The organism is Pedobacter sp. Leaf250 (assembly GCF_920984735.1).
Taxonomy (GTDB): domain Bacteria; phylum Bacteroidota; class Bacteroidia; order Sphingobacteriales; family Sphingobacteriaceae; genus Pedobacter.
This window is the reverse complement of record NZ_CAKLBU010000010.1, coordinates 147229-168229: the sequence shown is the minus strand read 5'-3', so window position 1 is coordinate 168229 and position 21001 is coordinate 147229. Positions and strand designations below refer to the sequence as shown.

Here is a 21001-nt window from a genome sequence, read left to right as displayed (position 1 = left end):
TTATGAAAAAAGGAAATTTACTCAATTTATTTCATGTTGATCAGGTTGGTAACTTTAAGCGATTATTAGCTTTGCCATTGGTAATGGCTGCGATAATTTCGCCGAGTTATGCCACATCAACCTATAAAGATGCCGCCGAAATAAAGGCATTTAAAGTCGATGTTCAAATCACAGGAACAGTAAAAGCAACCAGTGGTGAAACATTGCCTGGTGTTTCTGTAAGTGTAAAAGGCGGCGGAAGGGCTGTAGTTACCGATGCAATGGGAAAATACAGTATATCTGTTCCTGAAAATTCGACATTGGTATTTAACTATATTGGTTTTACAGCAAAAGAAATTGTTGTGGGTTCAAATCCTGTTATCAATGTCACTTTAGAATCTTCTGATACAGCCTTGGACGATGTGGTTGTAATCGGTTACCAAACCATCAGAAGAAAGGATTTAACTGGTGCAACAGGATCTGTAAATACTGGAAATACGGAGAAATTAGTTTCACGTTCTCTCCCTGAAGCACTTCAAGGCCAAACGCCAGGCGTTTCAGTAAGAAATGGCGGTGCTCCCGGACAAGAGGCTGTTGTAAATATTCGTGGCTTGGCAACCTTTGGAAATGCTAGTCCATTGTATGTTATTGATGGAATGATTGCTGATCCAAATACTACAGTAAGTCCGAATGACGTAGAAGACATTCAAATTTTAAAAGATGCATCAGCGGCAGCAATTTACGGCTCCAGAGCTGGTAATGGTGTCATTTTAATCACCACTAAGAAAGGTAAGGAAGGACCTGCAAAAATCAATATCACATCAAGATACAGTATTTCGCAAGTGCCAAATACGTATGATATGATGGATGCTGCAGAATATGCAGCTACAAATACCCGTGCTTATCAGGCATCAGGAATGGCTATTCAACCTGGTGTTGCCAATTATAATGGCCGTATCAACACCGATTGGGTTGATGAAACGTTAAGAACAGGTTCTGTTCAAGATTACAATGCCAGTATTTCTGGTGGCGGCAACGGCTCAAAATATTTAATTTCTGGAGGATATTTTAAAGATAAAGGTGTTTTAATTGCCCGGGAATTTGAGCGTGCCTCTTTCCGTGTAAATACTGAAACTACAAAAGGCCGATTTAAATTTGGAGAAAACTTAGCTTTTTCTTCGTCTACCTCAAGATCGCCATTTCAAGGTGGAGCTTTTGCAGGCAACCCTTGGTACGATATGTTTTCGAGTGTTCCATTAATTCCAGTTCAGGATAATACATTAGTTAGTACCAGCAATCCGGGCGGTTGGGGTTATGGCTCTAATGGCAACATCAATACTTTTTCGCGTAACCAGGTGGCCATTGCAAATATCACTTCTGTAAAATCAAACTTTGCTAAGTTAATTGGTAATGCCTATATCGATTTTAAAATCATCGATGGATTAAATTATAAATTTAATGCCGGTATTGAAACCAGTTTTGATAAGAGTAAATCGATTAGAAAAGATGGTTCTTGGTACCAAAATCAATCTCCAGAACTTAGCCAATTGGGCGAACGCCGTTCACAATTTCTAAGTTATTTATTAGAACACACCTTAAATTATAATTACAACATTGGTAAGCATAGCATAAATGGTGTTGTGGGTTATACGCAACAAACCACGCAAACCGATTTTGTTTCGGGTAGTGCAAACAACCTGACGCAACTGAATGGCGAGTACTTTACCACGCTGGTTTCTAGTCCAACTGCAAGCAGAACATCATCTGGTGATTTGTATAAAAGCCTTTTGGATTCATATTTGGGCAGGTTGAATTATACTTACGATGAGAAATACTTAGCTACCTTTACTTTTAGAGCAGATAAGGATTCTCGCTTCTCTCCACAATTTAGAACTGGTTATTTCCCTTCGGGAGCTTTGGGTTGGAGAATCTCTAAAGAAGACTTTTTTAAGGTAAATTGGATTTCTGATTTGAAATTGCGTGGATCTTATGGTGTGCTTGGAGTGAATACATTGAGTCCGTTTCAATTTATCGGTTTCTTAAATCAGGCACCAGATGTAGTTTTAGGCCCTAATCAGGTTACCACTGCTGGCGCTATCCAGGCTAAACTTGCTTCGGGCGACTTAAGATGGGAAAAAAAGAAAACCACCAATTTAGGTTTTGATGCATCATTATTTAAAGATCAGCTAACCGTAAATTTTGATGTTTTCAGATCAGTTTCCGAAGATGTATTGTTGAGTCAGCCATTGCCACGTTATTTAGGAAATTTACAAGGAGATCCAATCGTAAATATTGGCTCCATCCAAAATAAAGGGGTAGAACTTAATTTAGGTTATCGCCCGAAATTAGAAGGTGATTTTAAATGGGATATTGCTGGTAACATCAGTATTGTAAGAAACAAGGTATTATCATTAGGTAATTTAGGTATTGATACTGAAACAGGTTTGCCAAAAGATTATATCCAATCGGGCAATACCAGAACGCAGGTTGGCCGCTCAATTGGTGAATATTTTGTTTTGAAATCAGATGGAATTTTCCAAAACCAAGCTGAAATCAACGCACACAGGGCACAAAGCGCTTACGCAAAACCTGGAGATATCCGCTACCAGAATACTTTAGATGGTGGCACAAATGATGATATCAATGATAAGGATCGCGTTTACGCAGGTTCGGCTTTTCCTAAATTCACATCTGGTTTGCAATTTAATTCGAGATATAAAGATTTCAGTCTTTCAATCCAGCTTTATGGCGCATTCGGACAAAAATTGTATAACGATGTGTTGAGGGATTTGGATAGTTATGGCAACTCAAATTACAGAAGAGATATTAATCCTTGGTCGCCAACTAATACTGATACTACCTTCCCTAGGTTGGGTTACCAGTTTGCTGCTAACGATAGGGGTATCAATGAAAATGCAAGAGGAAATAGTGATAGATGGGTAGAAGATGGTTCGTTCTTAAGATTACGTAATGTTGAGTTGGGTTATAGTTTTCCTCAAAAATTGATTTCAAAAGCAAATATCAGCAGCGCAAGGTTATATGTAAGTGGACAAAACTTATTTACCATTACAAAATACAGTGGTTTAGATCCTGATGTGGTGGGCGCAAATCCAAATCTTGAGCCAGGTGTAGATAACGGAAATTATCCTTCATCAAGAATTATATCATTTGGTTTAAGTGTAGGTTTTTAATTTTAATAGATAGAATCATGAAAAAATATATAGTCATATTAACTGTATCTATTATAGCTTTATCAAGTTGTAAAAGAGATTTCGATGCAGTTAATCCTAATGCACCAACAATTGCCAGTTTCTGGAAAAATGAAACGGACGCTACTAAAGGTATTAATGCTGTTTACGGCACATTTTACCGCACAGCAAGTTTATATTCTCGATGGATGTTCTACCATGGAATTTTAAAATCTGATGAAGGTTTTGGATCTGGAGGAGATGGCGGATTAAATAACTTAATGCGTTTCAACCAAACCAATTATAATGATGGCTTAACTGCCGATACATGGCAAACGCTATATGTTGGGGTATTTAGAGCCAATCAGGTAATTGCAAATGTGCCTAACATATCCATGAATGAAACAAACAAGAAGAGAATTATAGCAGAGGCTAAATTCTTAAGAGCATTGTTTTATTTTAATCTAACTCTTTATTATGGCCGTCCGCCGTTAATGTTGGCGCCATCGCAGCCAAAAGATGTTCCTAGAAATGCAACAACAGCAGAAGCTTATGCTCAGGTAGCAAAAGATTTAACCGAAGCCATTGCAGATTTACCTGTAAGTTATGCGGCAGTTGATTTAGGAAGAGCCACAAGAGGTGCAGCGTATGCGCTTTTAGGTAAAACTTACCTGCAGCAAAGAATGTATCAGCAGGCGGCAGATGCTTTCGCTTATTTGGTAACGGGTGCTGGTGCTTCAACTTATTCGTTAACAGTAGATTACCGTGATAATTTCATTATTACAAGAGAGAACAACAGTGAATCGATTTTTGAAATTCAGTTTAATGAAAATGTAAATGAAAACACTGATGATGATGTAAATGAAGGTGCAATAAACAATACAGGTACATCAATTTCGCAATTCTTTGCGCCTCCGGGAGTTGGGTTTTCTGATGGTGCTGCCCGCAGATGGGTGGTTGATGAATTTTTACAAGAAAGAACGGTTGCCAATGCTCAAGATCCACGCTTGGCCGCATCCTTTATCTTTAACAATGCTAACCCTGCCGGGCCAACAGCCACAATTGTTTACGGACAAACTTTCCAAAGTCGTTATGGTAATGGACCTGATGCAAATGGGGTTTGGTTCCGCAAATTGTTAAACGATCATTGGAAAAATCAAGAAGGTTTCCGCTCGCCAAATAATTACCGTTTAATTCGCTATGCAGATGTTTTGTTGATGTATGCAGAAGCATTAAATGGTTTAAATAGAACAGCTGAGGCTTACCCGTACGTAGATAGAGTGCGCCAAAGAGCTGGATTAGCGACCTTAACTGTTGCGAAACCGGGTTTAAATCAGGCACAATTTTTAACACAACTAAAACACGAACGTTTAACAGAGTTGGCAGGTGAAGGTTGGAGATGGGCAGATTTACAACGTTGGGGCGATTTAGGACCAGCTTTGGCAACCAGAGATGCTGATTTCACTGGGTTTATTATTGGTAAACATGAGGTTTATCCAATACCACAGGGTGATATTGATTTAAATTCGAACTTAACGCAAAATCCTAAATATTAATTTTACACAATCCGGTCGTCATTGCGAAGCCGGGCATGTGTGAGCTGAAGCAATCTGACTTTTAAAGTGAGATTGCTTCGTTCCTCGCAATGAAGGTATTAGCAGTCGAAATAAATGATTGTTATTAAATTAAATTTTGAGACTCCAGATTTTTAAACATCTCCAATTATGAACAAATTCACATCAAAGGGATTAAAAATTCACATGCTTTGGCTCGCACTTTTTGTAACGGTGGGTCTTTCTTGCGGAAAATCTAGTAATCCAACACCAGTAGATCCCGAACCACCGACAACGGTAAGTACCTTTTCCAATCCATTAATGCAAGGTGCTGATCCATCGGTATTCCAAAAAGATGGTGTTTATTACTATCTGCAAACCAATGGCGTTTCTATTAATCTATGGTCTACAACGGCAATGTCTAAATTAAGCTCTTCAATACCAAAAACAGTTTTTACACCTACAGCCGGAGCAGCCAATTCAAGAAATGTTTGGGCACCAGAATTATTCTTTTTTGATGGAAAATGGTATATCTACTACACCGCAGGAAACGGTGCAGATATTAGTCAAAGAACATGGGTTTTGGAGAATAGCAGTCCTGATCCAACTACAGGAACCTGGGTTGATAAGGGTAAGATTTTTAGTACGAGTGCCGATTTCTGGGCTATTGATGGTTCAGTTCTTGAAGTAAATGGAAGCAGGTATTTTATTTGGTGCGGACGCCCAGATGTAACAAATGTAAACTTGACACAAAATATTTACATCGCTAAAATGACAAATCCCTATACTTTAGAAGGAACAGCAACGAAATTAACTGAACCAGAATTTGCATGGGAAAAAAATGGATTTGGCGTAAACGAAGGTCCGCAGGCACTTATATCTCCAGATAACAAAACCTTTATAATTTATTCGGCAAGTTATTGCGGAACAGATGATTACACTTTAGGTCAATTGGCGTTAAAAGCAGGAGGAAATCCATTGGTTAAAGCTGATTGGACAAAAGCCACAACACCGGTATTTAGTAAAATGCCTCAAAGCAATGCTTTTGGCCCGGGTCATAATTCATTTTTCAAATCTCCAGATGGTAAAGAGAATTGGATTATTTATCATGCAAATTCTGCAACCAACCAAGGCTGTGCTGATCAAAGAAATGTGAGGATGCAAAAATTTACATACAAAGCTGATGGTAGTCCTGATTTTGGAGTACCTGTAGCTACCGGATTGCAAATTGCTAGACCATCAGGAGAAAAATAATATGAATAAACACATTAAAAACATAAAAATTGCGCTTGCCTTTTTGGTTCTGTTTATTACACAATTAAGTGTTGCGCAAACTTTTACAAATCCATTGCTGCCTTCGGGAGCCGATCCATGGAGTATTTATAAAGATGGGTATTATTATTATACTCATTCTATGCAAAACAAACTGGTGATCTGGAAAACCAAAAATCTGGCTGATTTAAAAACAGCGGAGAAGAAAACCATTTTTACCCCACCGCCCAATACTAATTATTCGAAAGAACTTTGGGCACCAGAAATTCATTTTATCGGCGGTAAATGGTATGTTTATTTTGCTGCTGATGATGGTAATAATAATAATCACCGGATGTATGTACTGGAAAATTCATCGAAAGATCCATTAAAAGGCAATTGGGTATTTAAAGGAAAAGTAGGCGATGCTTCTGATAAATGGGCAATTGATGGATCAGTATTTACCTATCAAAAACAACTTTACATGATTTGGGCCGGATGGGAGGGAGACATCAACCAAAAGCAGGAAATTTATATTGCAAAGATGAAAAATCCATGGACCATTGATGGCGAAAGACATAAAATTTCGACGCCACAATTTGAGTGGGAAAAGCATGGCGATTTAAATGATCCTGGAAATCCACCTCATGTAGATGTAAATGAAGGTCCGCAGATTCTTGTAAATAAGGATAAAGTTTTTCTGATTTATTCGGCAAGTGGTTGTTGGACAGATTTTTATGCGCTCGGAATGCTCACTTTAAAAGGTAAAGATCTGTTGGATGTTAACTCATGGGAAAAAAGTACCCAACCAGTTTTTAAGCAATCGCCAGAAAATGGCATTTATGCACCAGGCCATAATTCATTCTTTAAATCTCCTGATGGAAAAGAGGATTGGATTCTTTACCATGCGAATTCTGGTCCTGGTCAGGGCTGCGGTGGAAAACGTTCGCCAAGAGCACAAAAATTTACCTGGAATGCCGATGGTTCACCAAATTTTGGAATTCCGGTTAAAACGGATGAGGAGCTAAATATTCCATCACAAAAAAAATAATAAGTTCGGCAATAACCGATTTCACTATTAAATATAAACTATGAAAAAATATTTCAATTATCTCCTTCTGGCATTTTTAAGCATTACCACAGTGGCAAATGCACAAGAAGCCACACCTGTTGTTGGAAAAGTTTGGTCGATAGAAAAAGCAAACGCCTGGTACAAACAATACAAATGGATTAATGGTGCAGATTTTCTTCCTAGTACTGCCATAAACCAACTGGAGATGTGGCAGTCTGACACTTTTGATGCCGCAACTATTGATAAAGAATTAGGTTGGGCAGAAGGCATTGGCTTTAATACCATGCGGGTTTATTTGCACAGTTTAGCCTGGAAACAGGATAAAGAAGGATTCAAGAAAAGAGTTGATCAATACCTAACCATCGCCGATAAGCATAAGATTAAAACTATTTTCGTTTTTTTTGATGATTGTTGGAACAAGCAAGCAAAACCAGGCAAACAACCAGCACCAAAACCAGGCATTCACAATTCTGGATGGGTTCAGGATCCGGGAGATCCAGATTCGAAAAACGAAGCCAATTTCCCTGCTTTAGAAAAATACGTAAAAGATGTGATGACACGCTTCAAAACAGATAAGCGAATTTTGTTGTGGGATTTATACAATGAACCAGGCAATTCAGGTAAGTTAACCACTTCTTATCCATTGTTAAAAGCAGTATTTACTTGGGCTAGGGCAGTAAACCCGGAGCAACCAATCAGTGTTGGATTATGGGCTTGGGATTACAAAGAATTAAATGCATTTCAAGCTTTAAATTCCGATATAATAACCTATCATGATTACGAGGAGCCGCAATGGCATCAAAGAGTGATCGATATGTTAAGATCGCACGGAAGACCGATGATTTGCACTGAATATATGGCCCGCACACGTGGCAGCCGATTTGAAAATGTAATGCCAATTTTAAAGAAGGAAAATATCGGCGCCATAAATTGGGGTTTAGTTGATGGAAAATCAAATACAAAATATGCATGGGATACTCCGCTTCCAAATGGTGAAGAACCTAAGGAATGGTTTCACGAAGTTTTTAGAAAAGATGGCACACCATACAAACAGGAAGAGGTTGATGTAATCAAGAAACTTAATGATATAAAATAACCAATGAAAACAGTAAAGTTCGCTATCTTGTGAACCCTATCTGACCATTTATGAAAATCAAAAAATTAAGCAGGGCGATAGCCCTGCTACTTTTTTTTAGTTTTTTTTTAGTACAAACGTTGTCTGCCCAAAAGATTTTTTTTAGGCATTACACCGTTACCGATGGCTTGTGCGCCAATACCATTTGGGATATTGAGCAAGACGAACAAGGGTACATGTGGTTTGGTACAAAATACGGTTTAAGCCGGTTTGATGGTTACGATTTCAAATCTTTTCAATATCAAAAAGGAGTTTCTGGAAGTATAGGAAATAATTTCATCCGCAAAATATTTAAATACGATGCGAAAACTTTTTGGATAGGAACTGATGAAGGGATTTATATTTTTAATCTGGAAACAGAAAAGTTTACGCTTTTTAAACCACTTCAAAATTATTTTATAAACGATGTAATCCGATCTAAAGATGGAAACATCTGGATTGCAACCAAAGAAAAGGGTGTTTATTGCTTTTCGCCACAAACTAAAAAGTTAAAAAATTTTTCTACATCATCAGCTGTAAAAATATCATCGAATGAGGTGCCTAAGCTATTACAAGATGATGCCGGAGATATTTGGTTAGGCACTTACGGCAAAGGGATTGATGTTTTAAATCCCAAAACCAATCAAATCAGGCATTACACCACCACATCAAAAGCAAAACTTTCGAGCAATGTAATTCTTGATTTGTATAAGGATGCCAATGGCGATATCTGGATTGGCACCATGGCTGGTGGATTAAATCTGTGGAACAAACAATCAGATCGTTTTACCATTTATCAGAAATCATCGGGTAATTCCATCAGCGATAATATCATTAGAACCATTTATGAGCCTAAGCCAGGTTATATCTGTTTGGGAACAGAAAAAGGCTTGAACATTTTTGATCGTAAGAATAATCGGTTTACGGTTTATCAAAATAAAAATAATGATCCTTTTAGCATCAATGATGATGCAGTTTATAATGTTTTCAAAGATAAAGAGGGGGGGATTTGGGTTGGAACGTATTTCGGTGGTTTAAATTATTACCACGAGGGCAGTTCAGGTTTTGAGTTTTATTATCCTTCTGGTGTTAAAAATTCCCTCTCGGGCAATGCCGTAAGTGCTTTCTTAGAAACAAAACCAGGCCAGATGTGGATTGGAACCGAGGATGGTGGTTTGAACTATTTTAATACTGCAGATAAAACATTCAAGAAATTTCCTTTTTCGGCAGGGCAAGACAGTCTTTCTTACCACAATATTCATGCACTTTATAAAGATAAATCGGGCAACATCTGGATTGGTATGTACACCGGAGGTTTAAATGTGCTTAATCCATCAACAGGGAAAATTAAAAGATACAAAAGCGATCCCAATAATCCCGTTTCTTTAAGTGATAACAGTGTTTATTCCATCGATGAAGACAGGCAAGGACGAATTTGGGTTTCTACAATTTCAGGCTTAAATTTATATGATCAAAAAAATGATCGTTTTATTAGAATTAGAGGGAAAAATCTTGATAAGAGCTGTATCTATCAGGTTTATCAGGATAAAGAAAATATCATTTGGATAGCCACTTATGATAATGGTTTAATTCGGATGGACACCAATAATCAGCTTACGCAATATGCATACTCAAAGCAACCAGGATCCATTAGTGCTAACAAAGTAATCTGCATGCTCGATGATGACGAGGGTAACTTGTGGTTGGGTACCGATGGAAGTGGCTTAAATGTATTAATTAAAAAAACTGGGAAATTTAAATCGTATGAGGAAGAAAACTGGATTAAAAGTGCAGTGGTTTATGGCATTGTAAAAGATAATGCTGGTAAAATGTGGTTCTCCACCAACAATGGTATTTTCGAATTTGATCCTAAATCAAAAATTAAAAGAAGTTTTGGTAAATGGGATAACCTCCAAAGCCAGCAATACAATTACAAAGCTTATTACAAAGATTCATCAGGAAAATTATATTTCGGTGGGATAAATGGTTTCAATGCATTTTATCCAAGCGAGGTTCAGATTAGTGCCTCAACACCAAAGGTTTCATTTACCAACTTTCAGCTTTTTAATAAGGATCTGGATTTAAATAATGATAAAAGTCCACTCAAAAGCTCCATTAATTATACTGATGAAGTGGTGCTGGATTATAATCAATCTGTATTAAGTATCGAATATGCGTCTTTAAGTTTTATTGCACCAAACAAGCTGCAGTATGCTTTTAAAATGGAAGGATTTGATAAAGGATGGAACAATGTTGGCGGTCAAAGGAAAGCTACTTATACCAATTTACCTGCCGGAGAATACAATTTTCAGGTGAAGGTAATTGATGATCTGGGAACAGATGTAGGCAAAGTATCCAGTATCAAAATCAAGATTTTACCACCATTCTATAAAACTATCCCTGCATATATTTTTTACTTTTTGGTTTTCGTATTTGGTGCTGTATGGCTTAGGCGTTATGTATATGATAAGGAACGTAAACGCAATGAAATCAAGCTGGAACGACTTAAAAATAAAAACGAGCAGGATTTTTATAAACAAAAGATAGAATTTTTTACTGCAATGGCGCATGAAATTAGAACACCGCTTTCATTAATCATTGCGCCATTAGAAAGGCTCCTCTCCAAAAAGGAAAAAGATGTAGAAGCCATGGATCAGTTGCAGGTAATGGAAGAAAACTCTGATCGATTGCTTACTTTGGTAAACCAACTGCTTGATTTTAGACGCATTGAAAGTGATATTTTCGAAATCCATCCCGAACCTATAGAATTAATTTATCTCATCAATAGCATTCGCGATCGCTTCTCTCCAATTGCCATTAAGAGAGGTTTGGAGTTTTCTGTACATAGTCCAATTCAAAAACTCGATATCAATGCAGATCCAGAAGCGCTGATGAAGATTTTGAGTAATTTATTAATCAACGCCTTCAAATTTGCCAGAAATAAACTGCAGATAAACGTAAACGAGATTCATACAACTAATGATGGTTTGCAGATGATCTCAATCAGCGTAGAAGATGACGGAATTGGCATTCCAAAAGCGCAGCTGGATTCGATTTTTAAAAAGTTCTTTAAAGTTTCAACAGAAGAGCATCATTATACCAATTTGGGGGGCACAGGTATCGGATTAGCCCTTGCAAAATCTTTAAGTGAAAAACATGGTGGCAAGCTCGATGTAAAAAGTGAGGAGGGTGTAAAAACTACCTTCACTGTTCTAATTCCATTCGTTCAAAATGAAATTGCTTTAAATACTGATTTTGAAGAAATTAATGAGGAAAGGGATGGCAAACAAACGGTTTTGATCGTAGAGGATGATCCATCATTATTAGAATTTCTATCAAAAAGTTTTATTGCCGAGGGTTATCATACCATCAGATCTAAAAACGGCAAGGAAGCCTTGAAACAATTGGACAACCATCAGGTAGATCTGGTTATTTCTGATGTCATGATGCCCGTTATGGATGGAATTGAACTTTGTAAAATTATTAAAAATGATATCGATTATAGTCATTTACCAGTGGTTTTATTAACTGCCAAAACCAATACCGATGCCGAAATACAAGGTTTAGAGAGTGGGGCAGATGCATACATTTCCAAACCATTTAAATGGAAACAGCTTTCGCTGCTTATTAAAAATCTGCTCGAATTGCAGTCGAATTTAAAACAAAGGTTTGCGCAAAGTCCGCTGGAAGGAACAGAAATATTAATCAGTGGAAATCGCGATAAAAAATTCCTGGAAAAAATCACTCAAATTATTGAAGCCAGAATTTCTGATCCACAACTTTCGGTTGAAGATTTGGGAAGGGAAGTTGGCCTGAGCCGATCGAGCTTATACAAAAAAATAAAGGCTAAAACAGGCCATGTGCCTAACGAATTTGTAAGGCTGATTAGATTAAAAACGGCTGCTAAATTATTGGTTGAGCAAGAATATACCATTGCTGAAATAGGCTACATGGTAGGTTTTAATTCCCATTCATACTTTAGCAAGTGCTTTTTTACGCAATTCGAATTAACCCCTACCGAATTTGCAGAGAAATATAAGCGAGATATTCCGGTTGATTAAAATGGAGCATTAGCCTCTAAAGTTAAAGGTTAGCGCTCCAGTTAATTTATTTTGATGCCTGTGTGCCTTCCCACCACGGCAAAGGGAATTTAATTTCATCAACAGAACTTGCAATCATATCTGACTTAAATGCGTATTGACCTAAAGTATCTTTGCTTGAAATTCCTGAAAGCACTAAAATGGTTTTATATCCCATTTGTACACCACCCTGAATATCGGTTTCCATTGTATCGCCAATTACTGTGGTTTCACTGGTTTCAAGTCCTAAAAATTTCCTTGCAGAGCGCATCATTACCGGACTAGGTTTACCTGTTACAAAAGCCTTTCTTCCTGTAGCTTCCTCAATCATTGCCGTGGTGGCAGCTATTCCTAAATTGTTCCAACCCGGTTTTTTTGGCGATGGATCTCGGTTTGTGGTAATAAATTTTGCTCCAGCTAAAATCATATCCACGGCTCTTTGAACCATTTCCAAAGTGAAATTTCTACCTTCACCAAGTACCACAAATTCGGGGTCGGTATTTACAAGCGTAATGCCATGGTCGTGCAGGCTGCTCAACAAGCCACCCTCGCCAAGTACATAAGCAGTACCTTTTGGACTTTGATCACTCAAAAATTTAGCGGTTGCCATTGCACTGGTATACACATGCGATTCATCAACCTTTATGCCTAATGCTTTCAACTTACGCACAACTTCCAAAGCTGTCCGCTGACTGTTATTGGTCATAAAAGCAAAAGGAATTTCCTGATCAATCAGAAATTTGATGAATCGATCAGCGCCAAAAATAAGAGCCTCTCCGCTGTAGATCACCCCATCCATATCTATTAATAGTCCTTCTTTCATAATCCAAATATATCTATTAAGCAAACTTACAGTTTTTGGTATTTAGGAGAGATTAATTGGTAGTCATTATTAAGTTAAGTTGCAGATGGGTTAATAAATTTTACGCGATGTAGTACTTATGGTTGTACACCTAAAATAAATCAGCTAAACTCCTTATCTTTGAATTGATCTCCATTGTTTATCATTTTCATGCCTCAAAGTAAAATCCCATCATTTGAAACACTTAAAGCGCTGGAAGCTGCGCCTGCAATGTTTCTCGTATTATCTGTTGATTTTTATATTCTCACCGCGAGTGACCTTTTTTTGCAGGCCACAAATTCAAACAGAGAAAATATAATTGGTAAATATATCTTCGATGCTTTTTCAGATAATCCTAGTATTAAAGATGCAGACGGAGAAAACAATATTCTTGCTTCTCTTAAATATGTTGTTGCCCACGGCAAAACTCATTTAATGTCTGTGCAACGATATGATATTGTGGATAGTAACCATCCTGATAAGTTTATAGTGAGGTATTGGGAACCTACACATACGCCAATTTTTACTGAAGATGGCGAACTTTTCTATATCATTCAATCGGTAAATAACGTAACAGAGCAAATATTATCAAGATTAGATGCGGAGCAGAGTCGTGATGATAACCAAGCTAATTTGCAGCAGGTGGATGCACTAAATAAAAATTTAGCCTCTGCCCATGATGAATTGATCGCATTAAACATATCGCTGGAATCGGATGTGATAAACCGAACAGAAGAACTTTTGGCAAGTGAGCGAAAATATCGGAATGTTATTGAGCACAGTCCTGTAGCGATGCAGGTTTTCAGGGGTAAAGACATGACTTTTGAAATCGTTAATGATGCCATGCTTCAATTTCTGGGTAAAACATCCGACATCATTGGGAAATCATTATTTGAAGGTGTTCCCGAAATTGTTGGTCAACCAATTGTAGAAGCACTTTATGGCGTATATAACACAGGTAAGCCATTGGAAATATATGCCGAAAAGGTGGATTTGGTTCGGGATGGGGTAAAAACAGCAGGTTACTATGATGTGATTTACAGAGCATTGTATGATCATGATCAAGTAGCAGGAGTTTTAGGTATTGCTATTGATGTTACGCCGCAGGTTTTGGCCCGACAAACTATTGTTGAAAGCGAAGCCAGGTTTCGGAATATGGCCGAAAAAAGCGATATTTTAATCTCACTTATTGATGATAAAGGGCAATTGGAATACCTCAATAATGCCTGGTACATTTTAACAGGATGGTCTGACAGTAATCTGCAAACCTTTAACTGGGAAAATTACTTACATCCCGATGATCATGCTGATATCATGCAGCGTTTTTTTAAGGTATTTGAAAAGCAACAGGATTTTGTTAATGAGTTTAGATTACTGGATAGTGATGGAAATTACAGGTGGATTCGGTTAAGAGGGACTACGAGATTAAATACCGAGGGAGATTTTATCGGATATATCTGTTCTGGCATTGATATCACTGATGAGAAGCAACATTTCTTAGAAATTGAATATATAAATAAAGCATTGGTTCATGCCAATGATCAGTTGGTGAATGCAAATCTCCGACTTATTGATAGCGAAGAGCGTTTACTAACAGCTTTTGATGCAGGCGAGTTAGGAAGTTGTACGCTTGATCTGAAAACGGGTAAAGCAGATATGTCCGTTCGATACAGAAAGCAATACGGCCTTCCCCTTGAGGATGATATTTCTTGGGAAATGGTATTAGAAGCTGTTGAGCCTGAGTTTTTAGATGAAGTTAATACCGTATTGCACCACGCAATAGAATTTGGTACTCCGGTAGATAGCACTTATGCAATTAAACATTTAATTACTGGCGAACGGAGATGGATGCGAGTGGTTGGAAAAGTATATCAGGATGAAGAAGGTATAAATGAAAGGGTAAATGCCGTTGTAATGGATGTAACTGGCCAAAAAGAAGATGAACAGCGAAAAAATGATTTCATTGCCATGGTTAGCCATGAACTTAAAACCCCATTAACTTCTATTAAAGGCTATATTCAGCTTCTTCAGCATAAAACCAAAAATATAGCAGCGTTTGATGGCCATTCCTTTGTAGATAAGATTCAGATTCAAGTAAAGAAAATGAATACCATGATCAATGGTTTTTTAAATATTTCCAGGTTGGAATCTGGTAAAATACAGCTAAACAAAAGTAATTTCGATCTCTGTGCTTTAGCGAACGATCTTAAAAATGAATATGAAGCGTTAATAACCACGCATCAAATTGTTTATTCACCATGTAGTGAATTTTGGGTACATGCTGATGAGGATAAAATTTCGCTGGTAATCAATAACTTATTAAGTAACGCGGTTAAATATTCTCCCACAAATTCAAAAATTTATCTGCAATGCGAAAAAGTTAACCAGCAGGTTGTGCTAAGCGTACGCGATGCCGGAACAGGAATTTCCAGTGATGATATACCTAAACTTTTTGACCGATATTATCGAGTTCAAAATGAAAAAACAAACATTATTTCAGGATTTGGAATTGGACTATATCTATCGGCAGAAATAATTGAACGACATGGCGGTAAAATTTGGGTAGAAAGCGAGTTGGGAACTGGCTCAACTTTTTATTTCAGCATTTAGGAAAAAATAAAGATTGATTTCCTTTCTGTAATGCTTGCTATAAATAAAAGAAACCCTAAGTTATTTCTGTATTACTTAGGGTTGTATTTTAATGGCTTTAATTTGTAATCTGATTCGTTCCTGCTTTATAATATAGTTCTGCTATGGTTTTTTGATAACTGGAAATCATACTTTCCTGTTTAATTTTCATTTCAATCAACTTCGTTTCTCTACTATTAATCAAAAATAAATTACTTTCTCCAAGTGTAAATTTTTGGTTTTCTCCGTTAACGAGAATTTGCTGGTTTTCGATGCTTTTTTGCTGAACTGATAACTGAGCAGAATATGCCGATAAATCATTATAAGAGGCAACAATATTATTTCTAATTTCTCTTCCAGATTGTTGAATTTCGAAATTCAGTTCTTGTTGTTTAATTTTCACTTCCCTTAATTTTCCACGTTCTGATCTTAAAAACAGCGGAAATGCAAATTCAATACCCACTTTGTAATTACTCCAATTGAAATCATAATAACCAGGAATATTGCTGTTGAAACTGGTTCGATTGGATATTAAATTACCAATAACATTCAATTTAGGTTTCAACAATTCCTGCCTGTAACTCCGTTCAATTTCTAGTTGTGCACCTTTTGTTCGCAGCTTAACCAAATCGGGATGCAGGTTTGCAGATTGCCCCAATAAGGTATCTAAAACCAAAGGGTTAGGCCGATTTGGCGCCTGATTAACATATTGAGGAATGGCATCTGCAGGTAATTCAAGCGGATTTCCTTCATCATTCCATAAATGATTTGATAAAACCAAACGGGCATTTTGCAATTCAATCGCAGTTTTTTCTCTCTGAATAATTCGCTCTTGAACCGTAATATAAGCTTCTACCGAATCAATCGCAGGTTTATCACCTATAATGGTTTGTGTACTCAAGGCTTTAAAACGTCGGTCGGCCAGTTCCAAACCTTCTTCAATAAGTTGAAATTGCTTATAAGCATAATACCAATTCCAATAGTCTTTGGCCACACCATACCAAACACTATTTATTTGTTTCAGTCTATCGGCCTCTGCATACTCCACCATAATTTTCGATTGCCGCAAAGTATTTCTGCGGGCATCAATAATCAATCCCTGACCTAAGGGGATACTGATTCCAATTGCCGATAAACCTTGCGAATTGGTTTGGCTTTCAGGATTTACGTATGTACCCACATTGCGGTCATAACCAATTTTTAAATCGGCCCCGGCAAGCCAAAGTGGAATTTTAAGCTCACTGTCCCATTTATTGTAATATTCAGTATTTCCAAATAGTTTCCTGGCAAAACCAGCTTTTAGCGTCGGATCGAAATAACCCAACGATTGCAAAACGTTGGCACGGGCAGCCTCACTTAATAATGCTGCCTGTTTAATTATCGGGTGATATTTAAATACCAACATTTGTAAATCTTCCAAAGCGAAAACTCGAGCAGTATCAATGTTTTTTTTGATGACCGGATTCGGTTTTAACTGTGCCGCACTAAATTGGCTTGTTAATAAAAGCCAGATAAAGCAAACAGCAAAGCTTTTCAATTTTATGTTCATTTTAAATACTTCTTTATTTTGTATCCGTCAAACTCTTGGCAGGTTCCCTTTCTAAGCTTGGTGGAAAGCCATTAAGCTGACGCCAGATTTCATACCATAACGGAACCGATCTAAGAATGATTCGTCCATAAACTCCCGATCCCTGGCGTAATTGTGGCGGCCATGGCTCATCGTTATCGGGTACTGGATTAGTTTGACTAATTAATACGCGGTATTTCCCGTCAGAACTGCTTACTTTATCAATGGAAAATATTTGTCCTGCAAATGTACCAACAGCTACCGATGGCCAGCCCGAAAATTGAACGGATGGCCAACCTTCAAACTGTAAACGCACATTGCTTGTATCTAAAATCAAAGGAACATCCATGGCGCTTACATATAATTCTGCTGCTACCATTGGCGATTTTGGTTGCAATGTTGCTACCGATTCTCCTTCTTTGATATTTTCGCCAATACCAGCTTTCAGTGTTTTTACCACATAACCATCTTGAGGCGCACGTACAACGTATAAACTTCTTCTAACGTTAATATTTGAAATATCATTTCGCAGTTTTGAAATTTCTCCCTGCGCACTTGCCCGGCTGGAAATGGCCGAACTCATATCTGATTGGGCCTTTGCCAATGATTCCTGATATTTTGCCCGAATGTTGTCTAACTCGATAATTGAATTCAACAAGTTTTGTCTTGAATTGCCCAATTTATTTTGCTGACTAATCACTTTGGCATTATCTTCCTGCAATTTTAATCTTCTTGTTTCGATATCGGTTAGCGAAAATAATCCATTTTTATAGCCGGCTTCATAACGCTCTAAACGAACCTTTGCAGTTTCATAAAATTTTTGGACAGCTAAAAGGTCGGCACTATCAATGCTTAAATAGTTTCTCGCCTGGAGAACTTTATTTTCTGCAGCCTTCATCTGGTAACGTAAGCCATCACTCAAAGCATCTATTTGAGATCGAGTGGCGTCCATTTTTTGTACAGCTGCGGTTTCACTACCTCTTTTCGCATCTAGCTGTTCGCTAAGTCGAGTAGGCAATTCCGGATCGAAATAGGATTGACTGGTCTCAGAGATAATTAAAATGGTATCGCCTTTCTTTACTTCCTGACCTTCTCTTACCGCCCAATGTTCTATTCTGCCACCTATTTGATTCTGTACAGTTTGCGGCCTGTCTTCAGGTCGTAATGCGGTAACAGTTCCTCGTCCGGGTATAGTTTGGCGATAGGGAAGAAACAATAAAACGATAAAGAAAACAAGCACAAATAGCGCTACCTTACCTAACCTTTTTGGTCCTTTAGCATCAATAATCCTCCTGTTAGCATGTGTGGAAAGCTTCTCCCATTCTTTAATTTGAGCTAAATTATTACTGATTCTACCCATGATTTGGCTCTCCTTCCTCTAATTCCAAATCGGTTACTATGGCTAGTTTTTCGCTTCCGGTTACCATATCAAAAACCGTATTTAAATTAGTCATCAGTTTTTCAATGGCATAGCTAATTTGAACTATAATTACCTCTGCAGCAACAAACTGGCCGAAAGTCATTTGGCGTTCCACAACGAAATAAGATCCCATCAATAAAAGTGAACCCATTAAAATGGTACGTAAAGCAACCGCACTCATGAAAAAATTTCTTAATACTGTGAAGTGATCATTACGGGCCTGAATATAATTTGCTGTAATCTCATCAGTGCGGTCTATAATTTCTTTCCTTTTAGATTTACTTTCCCTATAGCTATCTAAATCTCCAGCAATTTCTTCTAAATAGGCAACCACTTCGTATTTATAGCTCGATTCTTCCATGCTGGTTTGTACCCCACGGCGATAGTATAAAATCAAAACCAATATGATTACCAAAAGTACAAATGTTCCGAAGGCCATAAAAACAGGGTGGTAGAACGATAATAAAATTACACTGAAGAAAATTTGTACTCCTGCGGCAATAATATCTACCAATAATTTGGTTAGTCCTTTTTGTATCGTTAAGATATCGAAAAACCGATTGATTAATTCTGATGGATTCTCACCTTCTAAAGCTTTTTTCTTAATTCGTGGCAAACGAAATGCAAATTCTAAAGCGGCCTTTGTAAAAATTTTCTGCTCCAAAAATTCAACCAGTGTAAGTTGGCCAATTAATAAAATACCGCCCACTACAATCCCGACTAATATAACAGCAATTAGAATATAGGTCGAGCTGTAAACAGCACCGTTAGAAAGCAAATTAAATACAGCACTGGTTCCTAATGGCAGTGATAAGCCAATCAAACCAATTAGTAAGGCGTATATGTAAATGTAATTGATGGTTCTGCGCTCCAAATGGAGCATACGTACCAAGCGTTGCCAGGGCGTTGGCGCTCCGACAATGTGATGATTTTTCATTTATATGTAGAAATTAGAGATAGAGTTAAAGTTGTTGCAGAAACTCTGCAATGGACTAACGGATATGCAAATATTACAATTTATCCATCACAATTTTCAAAATAATTAAAGAAATTATGATGTAAAATAGTCTGGAGGCGGCGTAGGTACATTCCGTGGGAGGAAAATAATTACGCTACCTTTATATGTTTCTGTTGGAAGTGGTAACCTATTAAAATAATGTAAACCTTCGTGAATGATAGAAGACGACTCGTATAGTTGAAGTTTCTTTTTAGCTTTATCAAATGATTCCTCTTCTTTGTCATGATTATCTTCCGCATTTTTTTCAATAGAATAAGCACTAAGCGAAGATGAAAAAGACGAAATAGAATAAGAGAAAAATTTCAGCATCAACATGCTCAACAGCAAAATGCCAAAAATGCTCTTGGTGAAATTATATCTTAAGTGCCTCATCATTTGTTATACAAAGATAGAATCGAAAATGTTTGTGGTGAATATTAAGGCTCATATAAAAGTCAAGTTCAACTATTTTATAGATACAATAACTTAATTGTTATACTATTATTAAAAAGGCATTAGAAATTGATCGCCGTTTAGGTTTTATCAAACTAATAAACAATATCCCGCGAATTAGGAATTAAAGCCGGTGAATATAAATCGACATGTTTTTATTAGTAATGACTGGATTATTTTTTTGGGAAAGAAATCATAAAATCCATTCACCAAAAAATATCAACATGGCAGCGGTTGAGACATCATCAAAAAAAATACAGCAGCAAGAATTTTGGTTCTGTTATTTGTTATTCTGGCTTTTGTTGGCTACGGCTTTTACGAGTTGGTTTGGAAAGCAAAGCTAAATGGTGCAACCCTAATTGATAATCCAACTAATAAAGTAATTTCAGTTAGTATCGATGGAAAAGGTTATGAAGTACCTGCAAATATCTATATAAAAGTTAATTTAGAAATTGGAAAACATAAAATTGATTGCAAAGCTTATGATATCAGTAATCAAGATTTAAACCTTGAGCCTACGGAATACGGTGTGGTCAATCCAACAAAATCTAAATATGTAATCTATAATATCATTTATACCAAAAAAGATTTAAAACGTGAGTTTAAACCGTACCAAGTAGAGGGCCGGGAAATTTTTTCTCTTTTGGGCGAACCTGTTCTAACTACAGACTTATTTATTCCAGATAGGACTTTTGGAAAGGGGAATATTGATAATGAAGAACCTGCTTTCGAAAATTACAACCGGATAAATCAGGATTATTCTTTTTTATCTAAAATTTTCAGATTAAACGACTTTTTTAAATTTTACGATAAAAACAATAAATAGTTTTTGTTTGTACGTTGTGATCTGAAAACCATT

General features: G+C 37.1%; 13 protein-coding genes. 8 read left to right on the top strand and 5 right to left on the bottom strand.

Annotated features, from left to right (window positions below):
- Positions 1 to 2 precede the first annotated feature (2 nt).
- The 6 genes from LUA91_RS11355 to LUA91_RS11330 all read left to right on the top strand — a co-directional run bounded on the left by LUA91_RS11355 (position 3) and on the right by LUA91_RS11330 (position 12218).
- Entirely contained in the window at positions 3 to 3170 is a 3168-nt protein-coding gene (locus tag LUA91_RS11355; RefSeq protein WP_231426168.1) for a TonB-dependent receptor, read from the top strand.
- 17 nt (positions 3171 to 3187) lie between these two features.
- The gene (locus tag LUA91_RS11350; protein ID WP_231426167.1) at positions 3188 to 4723 is read left to right on the top strand and encodes a RagB/SusD family nutrient uptake outer membrane protein; all 1536 of its coding nucleotides are present in this window, start codon (positions 3188 to 3190) and stop codon (positions 4721 to 4723) included.
- Positions 4724 to 4891: 168 nt separating this feature from the next.
- The gene (locus LUA91_RS11345; protein ID WP_231426166.1) at positions 4892 to 5974 is read left to right on the top strand and encodes a family 43 glycosylhydrolase; all 1083 of its coding nucleotides are present in this window, start codon (positions 4892 to 4894) and stop codon (positions 5972 to 5974) included.
- Between the two features lies 1 nt (position 5975).
- Complete coding sequence (locus LUA91_RS11340) at positions 5976 to 7022, top strand: family 43 glycosylhydrolase (protein WP_231426165.1); 1047 nt, start codon at positions 5976 to 5978, stop codon at positions 7020 to 7022.
- A 40-nt stretch (positions 7023 to 7062) separates the two neighbouring features.
- Positions 7063 to 8139: a cellulase family glycosylhydrolase gene (locus LUA91_RS11335; RefSeq protein ID WP_231426164.1), complete on the top strand. Its 1077-nt coding sequence runs from the start codon at positions 7063 to 7065 to the stop codon at positions 8137 to 8139.
- 50 nt (positions 8140 to 8189) lie between these two features.
- A complete protein-coding gene (locus LUA91_RS11330) occupies positions 8190 to 12218 on the top strand; it encodes a two-component regulator propeller domain-containing protein (protein WP_231426163.1) in 4029 nt (1342 codons plus the stop codon).
- A 46-nt stretch (positions 12219 to 12264) separates the two neighbouring features.
- On the opposite strand, the gene LUA91_RS11325 is transcribed toward LUA91_RS11330, so the two are convergent.
- Positions 12265 to 13059 (bottom strand): HAD-IIA family hydrolase, encoded by a 795-nt coding sequence (locus LUA91_RS11325; protein ID WP_231426162.1) that lies wholly within the window; start codon positions 13057 to 13059, stop codon positions 12265 to 12267.
- Positions 13060 to 13248: 189 nt separating this feature from the next.
- On the opposite strand from LUA91_RS11325, the gene LUA91_RS11320 reads away from it, so the two are divergent.
- Positions 13249 to 15687, top strand: a complete 2439-nt coding sequence (locus LUA91_RS11320; RefSeq protein WP_231426161.1) for a PAS domain S-box protein — start codon at positions 13249 to 13251, stop codon at positions 15685 to 15687.
- Positions 15688 to 15784: 97 nt separating this feature from the next.
- Here the strand turns inward: LUA91_RS11320 and LUA91_RS11315 are convergent, their stop codons facing one another.
- The 4 genes from LUA91_RS11315 to LUA91_RS11300 all read right to left on the bottom strand — a co-directional run bounded on the left by LUA91_RS11315 (position 15785) and on the right by LUA91_RS11300 (position 20085).
- Positions 15785 to 17254 carry a TolC family protein gene (locus LUA91_RS11315; RefSeq protein ID WP_231426160.1) on the bottom strand — a complete coding sequence of 490 codons (1470 nt, stop codon included), beginning with the start codon at positions 17252 to 17254 and terminating at the stop codon, positions 15785 to 15787.
- Between the two features lie 13 nt (positions 17255 to 17267).
- Positions 17268 to 18632, bottom strand: a complete 1365-nt coding sequence (locus LUA91_RS11310) for an HlyD family secretion protein (RefSeq protein ID WP_231426159.1) — start codon at positions 18630 to 18632, stop codon at positions 17268 to 17270.
- Positions 18625 to 19629, bottom strand: coding sequence for an ABC transporter transmembrane domain-containing protein (locus LUA91_RS11305; protein WP_231426158.1), 1005 nt, complete (start codon positions 19627 to 19629; stop codon positions 18625 to 18627). The genes LUA91_RS11310 and LUA91_RS11305 overlap by 8 nt, the downstream gene beginning before the upstream one ends.
- A gap of 114 nt (positions 19630 to 19743) precedes the next feature.
- The gene (locus LUA91_RS11300) at positions 19744 to 20085 is read right to left on the bottom strand and encodes a hypothetical protein (RefSeq protein ID WP_231426157.1); all 342 of its coding nucleotides are present in this window, start codon (positions 20083 to 20085) and stop codon (positions 19744 to 19746) included.
- A 328-nt stretch (positions 20086 to 20413) separates the two neighbouring features.
- Here LUA91_RS11300 and LUA91_RS11295 point away from each other — a divergent pair, with 328 nt between their 5' ends.
- Complete coding sequence (locus LUA91_RS11295; RefSeq protein WP_231426156.1) at positions 20414 to 20968, top strand: hypothetical protein; 555 nt, start codon at positions 20414 to 20416, stop codon at positions 20966 to 20968.
- The last annotated feature ends 33 nt before the right edge of the window (positions 20969 to 21001 follow it).

Coding starts and splice junctions, on each gene's coding strand:
- LUA91_RS11300 (WP_231426157.1), bottom strand. CDS start 20,085: ATGATGAGGCACTTAAGATATAATTTCACCAAGAGCATTTTTGGCATT.
- LUA91_RS11330 (WP_231426163.1), top strand. CDS start 8,190: ATGAAAATCAAAAAATTAAGCAGGGCGATAGCCCTGCTACTTTTTTTT.
- LUA91_RS11310 (WP_231426159.1), bottom strand. CDS start 18,632: ATGGGTAGAATCAGTAATAATTTAGCTCAAATTAAAGAATGGGAGAAG.
- LUA91_RS11350 (WP_231426167.1), top strand. CDS start 3,188: ATGAAAAAATATATAGTCATATTAACTGTATCTATTATAGCTTTATCA.
- LUA91_RS11345 (WP_231426166.1), top strand. CDS start 4,892: ATGAACAAATTCACATCAAAGGGATTAAAAATTCACATGCTTTGGCTC.
- LUA91_RS11325 (WP_231426162.1), bottom strand. CDS start 13,059: ATGAAAGAAGGACTATTAATAGATATGGATGGGGTGATCTACAGCGGA.
- LUA91_RS11315 (WP_231426160.1), bottom strand. CDS start 17,254: ATGAACATAAAATTGAAAAGCTTTGCTGTTTGCTTTATCTGGCTTTTA.
- LUA91_RS11305 (WP_231426158.1), bottom strand. CDS start 19,629: ATGAAAAATCATCACATTGTCGGAGCGCCAACGCCCTGGCAACGCTTG.
- LUA91_RS11335 (WP_231426164.1), top strand. CDS start 7,063: ATGAAAAAATATTTCAATTATCTCCTTCTGGCATTTTTAAGCATTACC.
- LUA91_RS11355 (WP_231426168.1), top strand. CDS start 3: ATGAAAAAAGGAAATTTACTCAATTTATTTCATGTTGATCAGGTTGGT.
- LUA91_RS11340 (WP_231426165.1), top strand. CDS start 5,976: ATGAATAAACACATTAAAAACATAAAAATTGCGCTTGCCTTTTTGGTT.
- LUA91_RS11320 (WP_231426161.1), top strand. CDS start 13,249: ATGCCTCAAAGTAAAATCCCATCATTTGAAACACTTAAAGCGCTGGAA.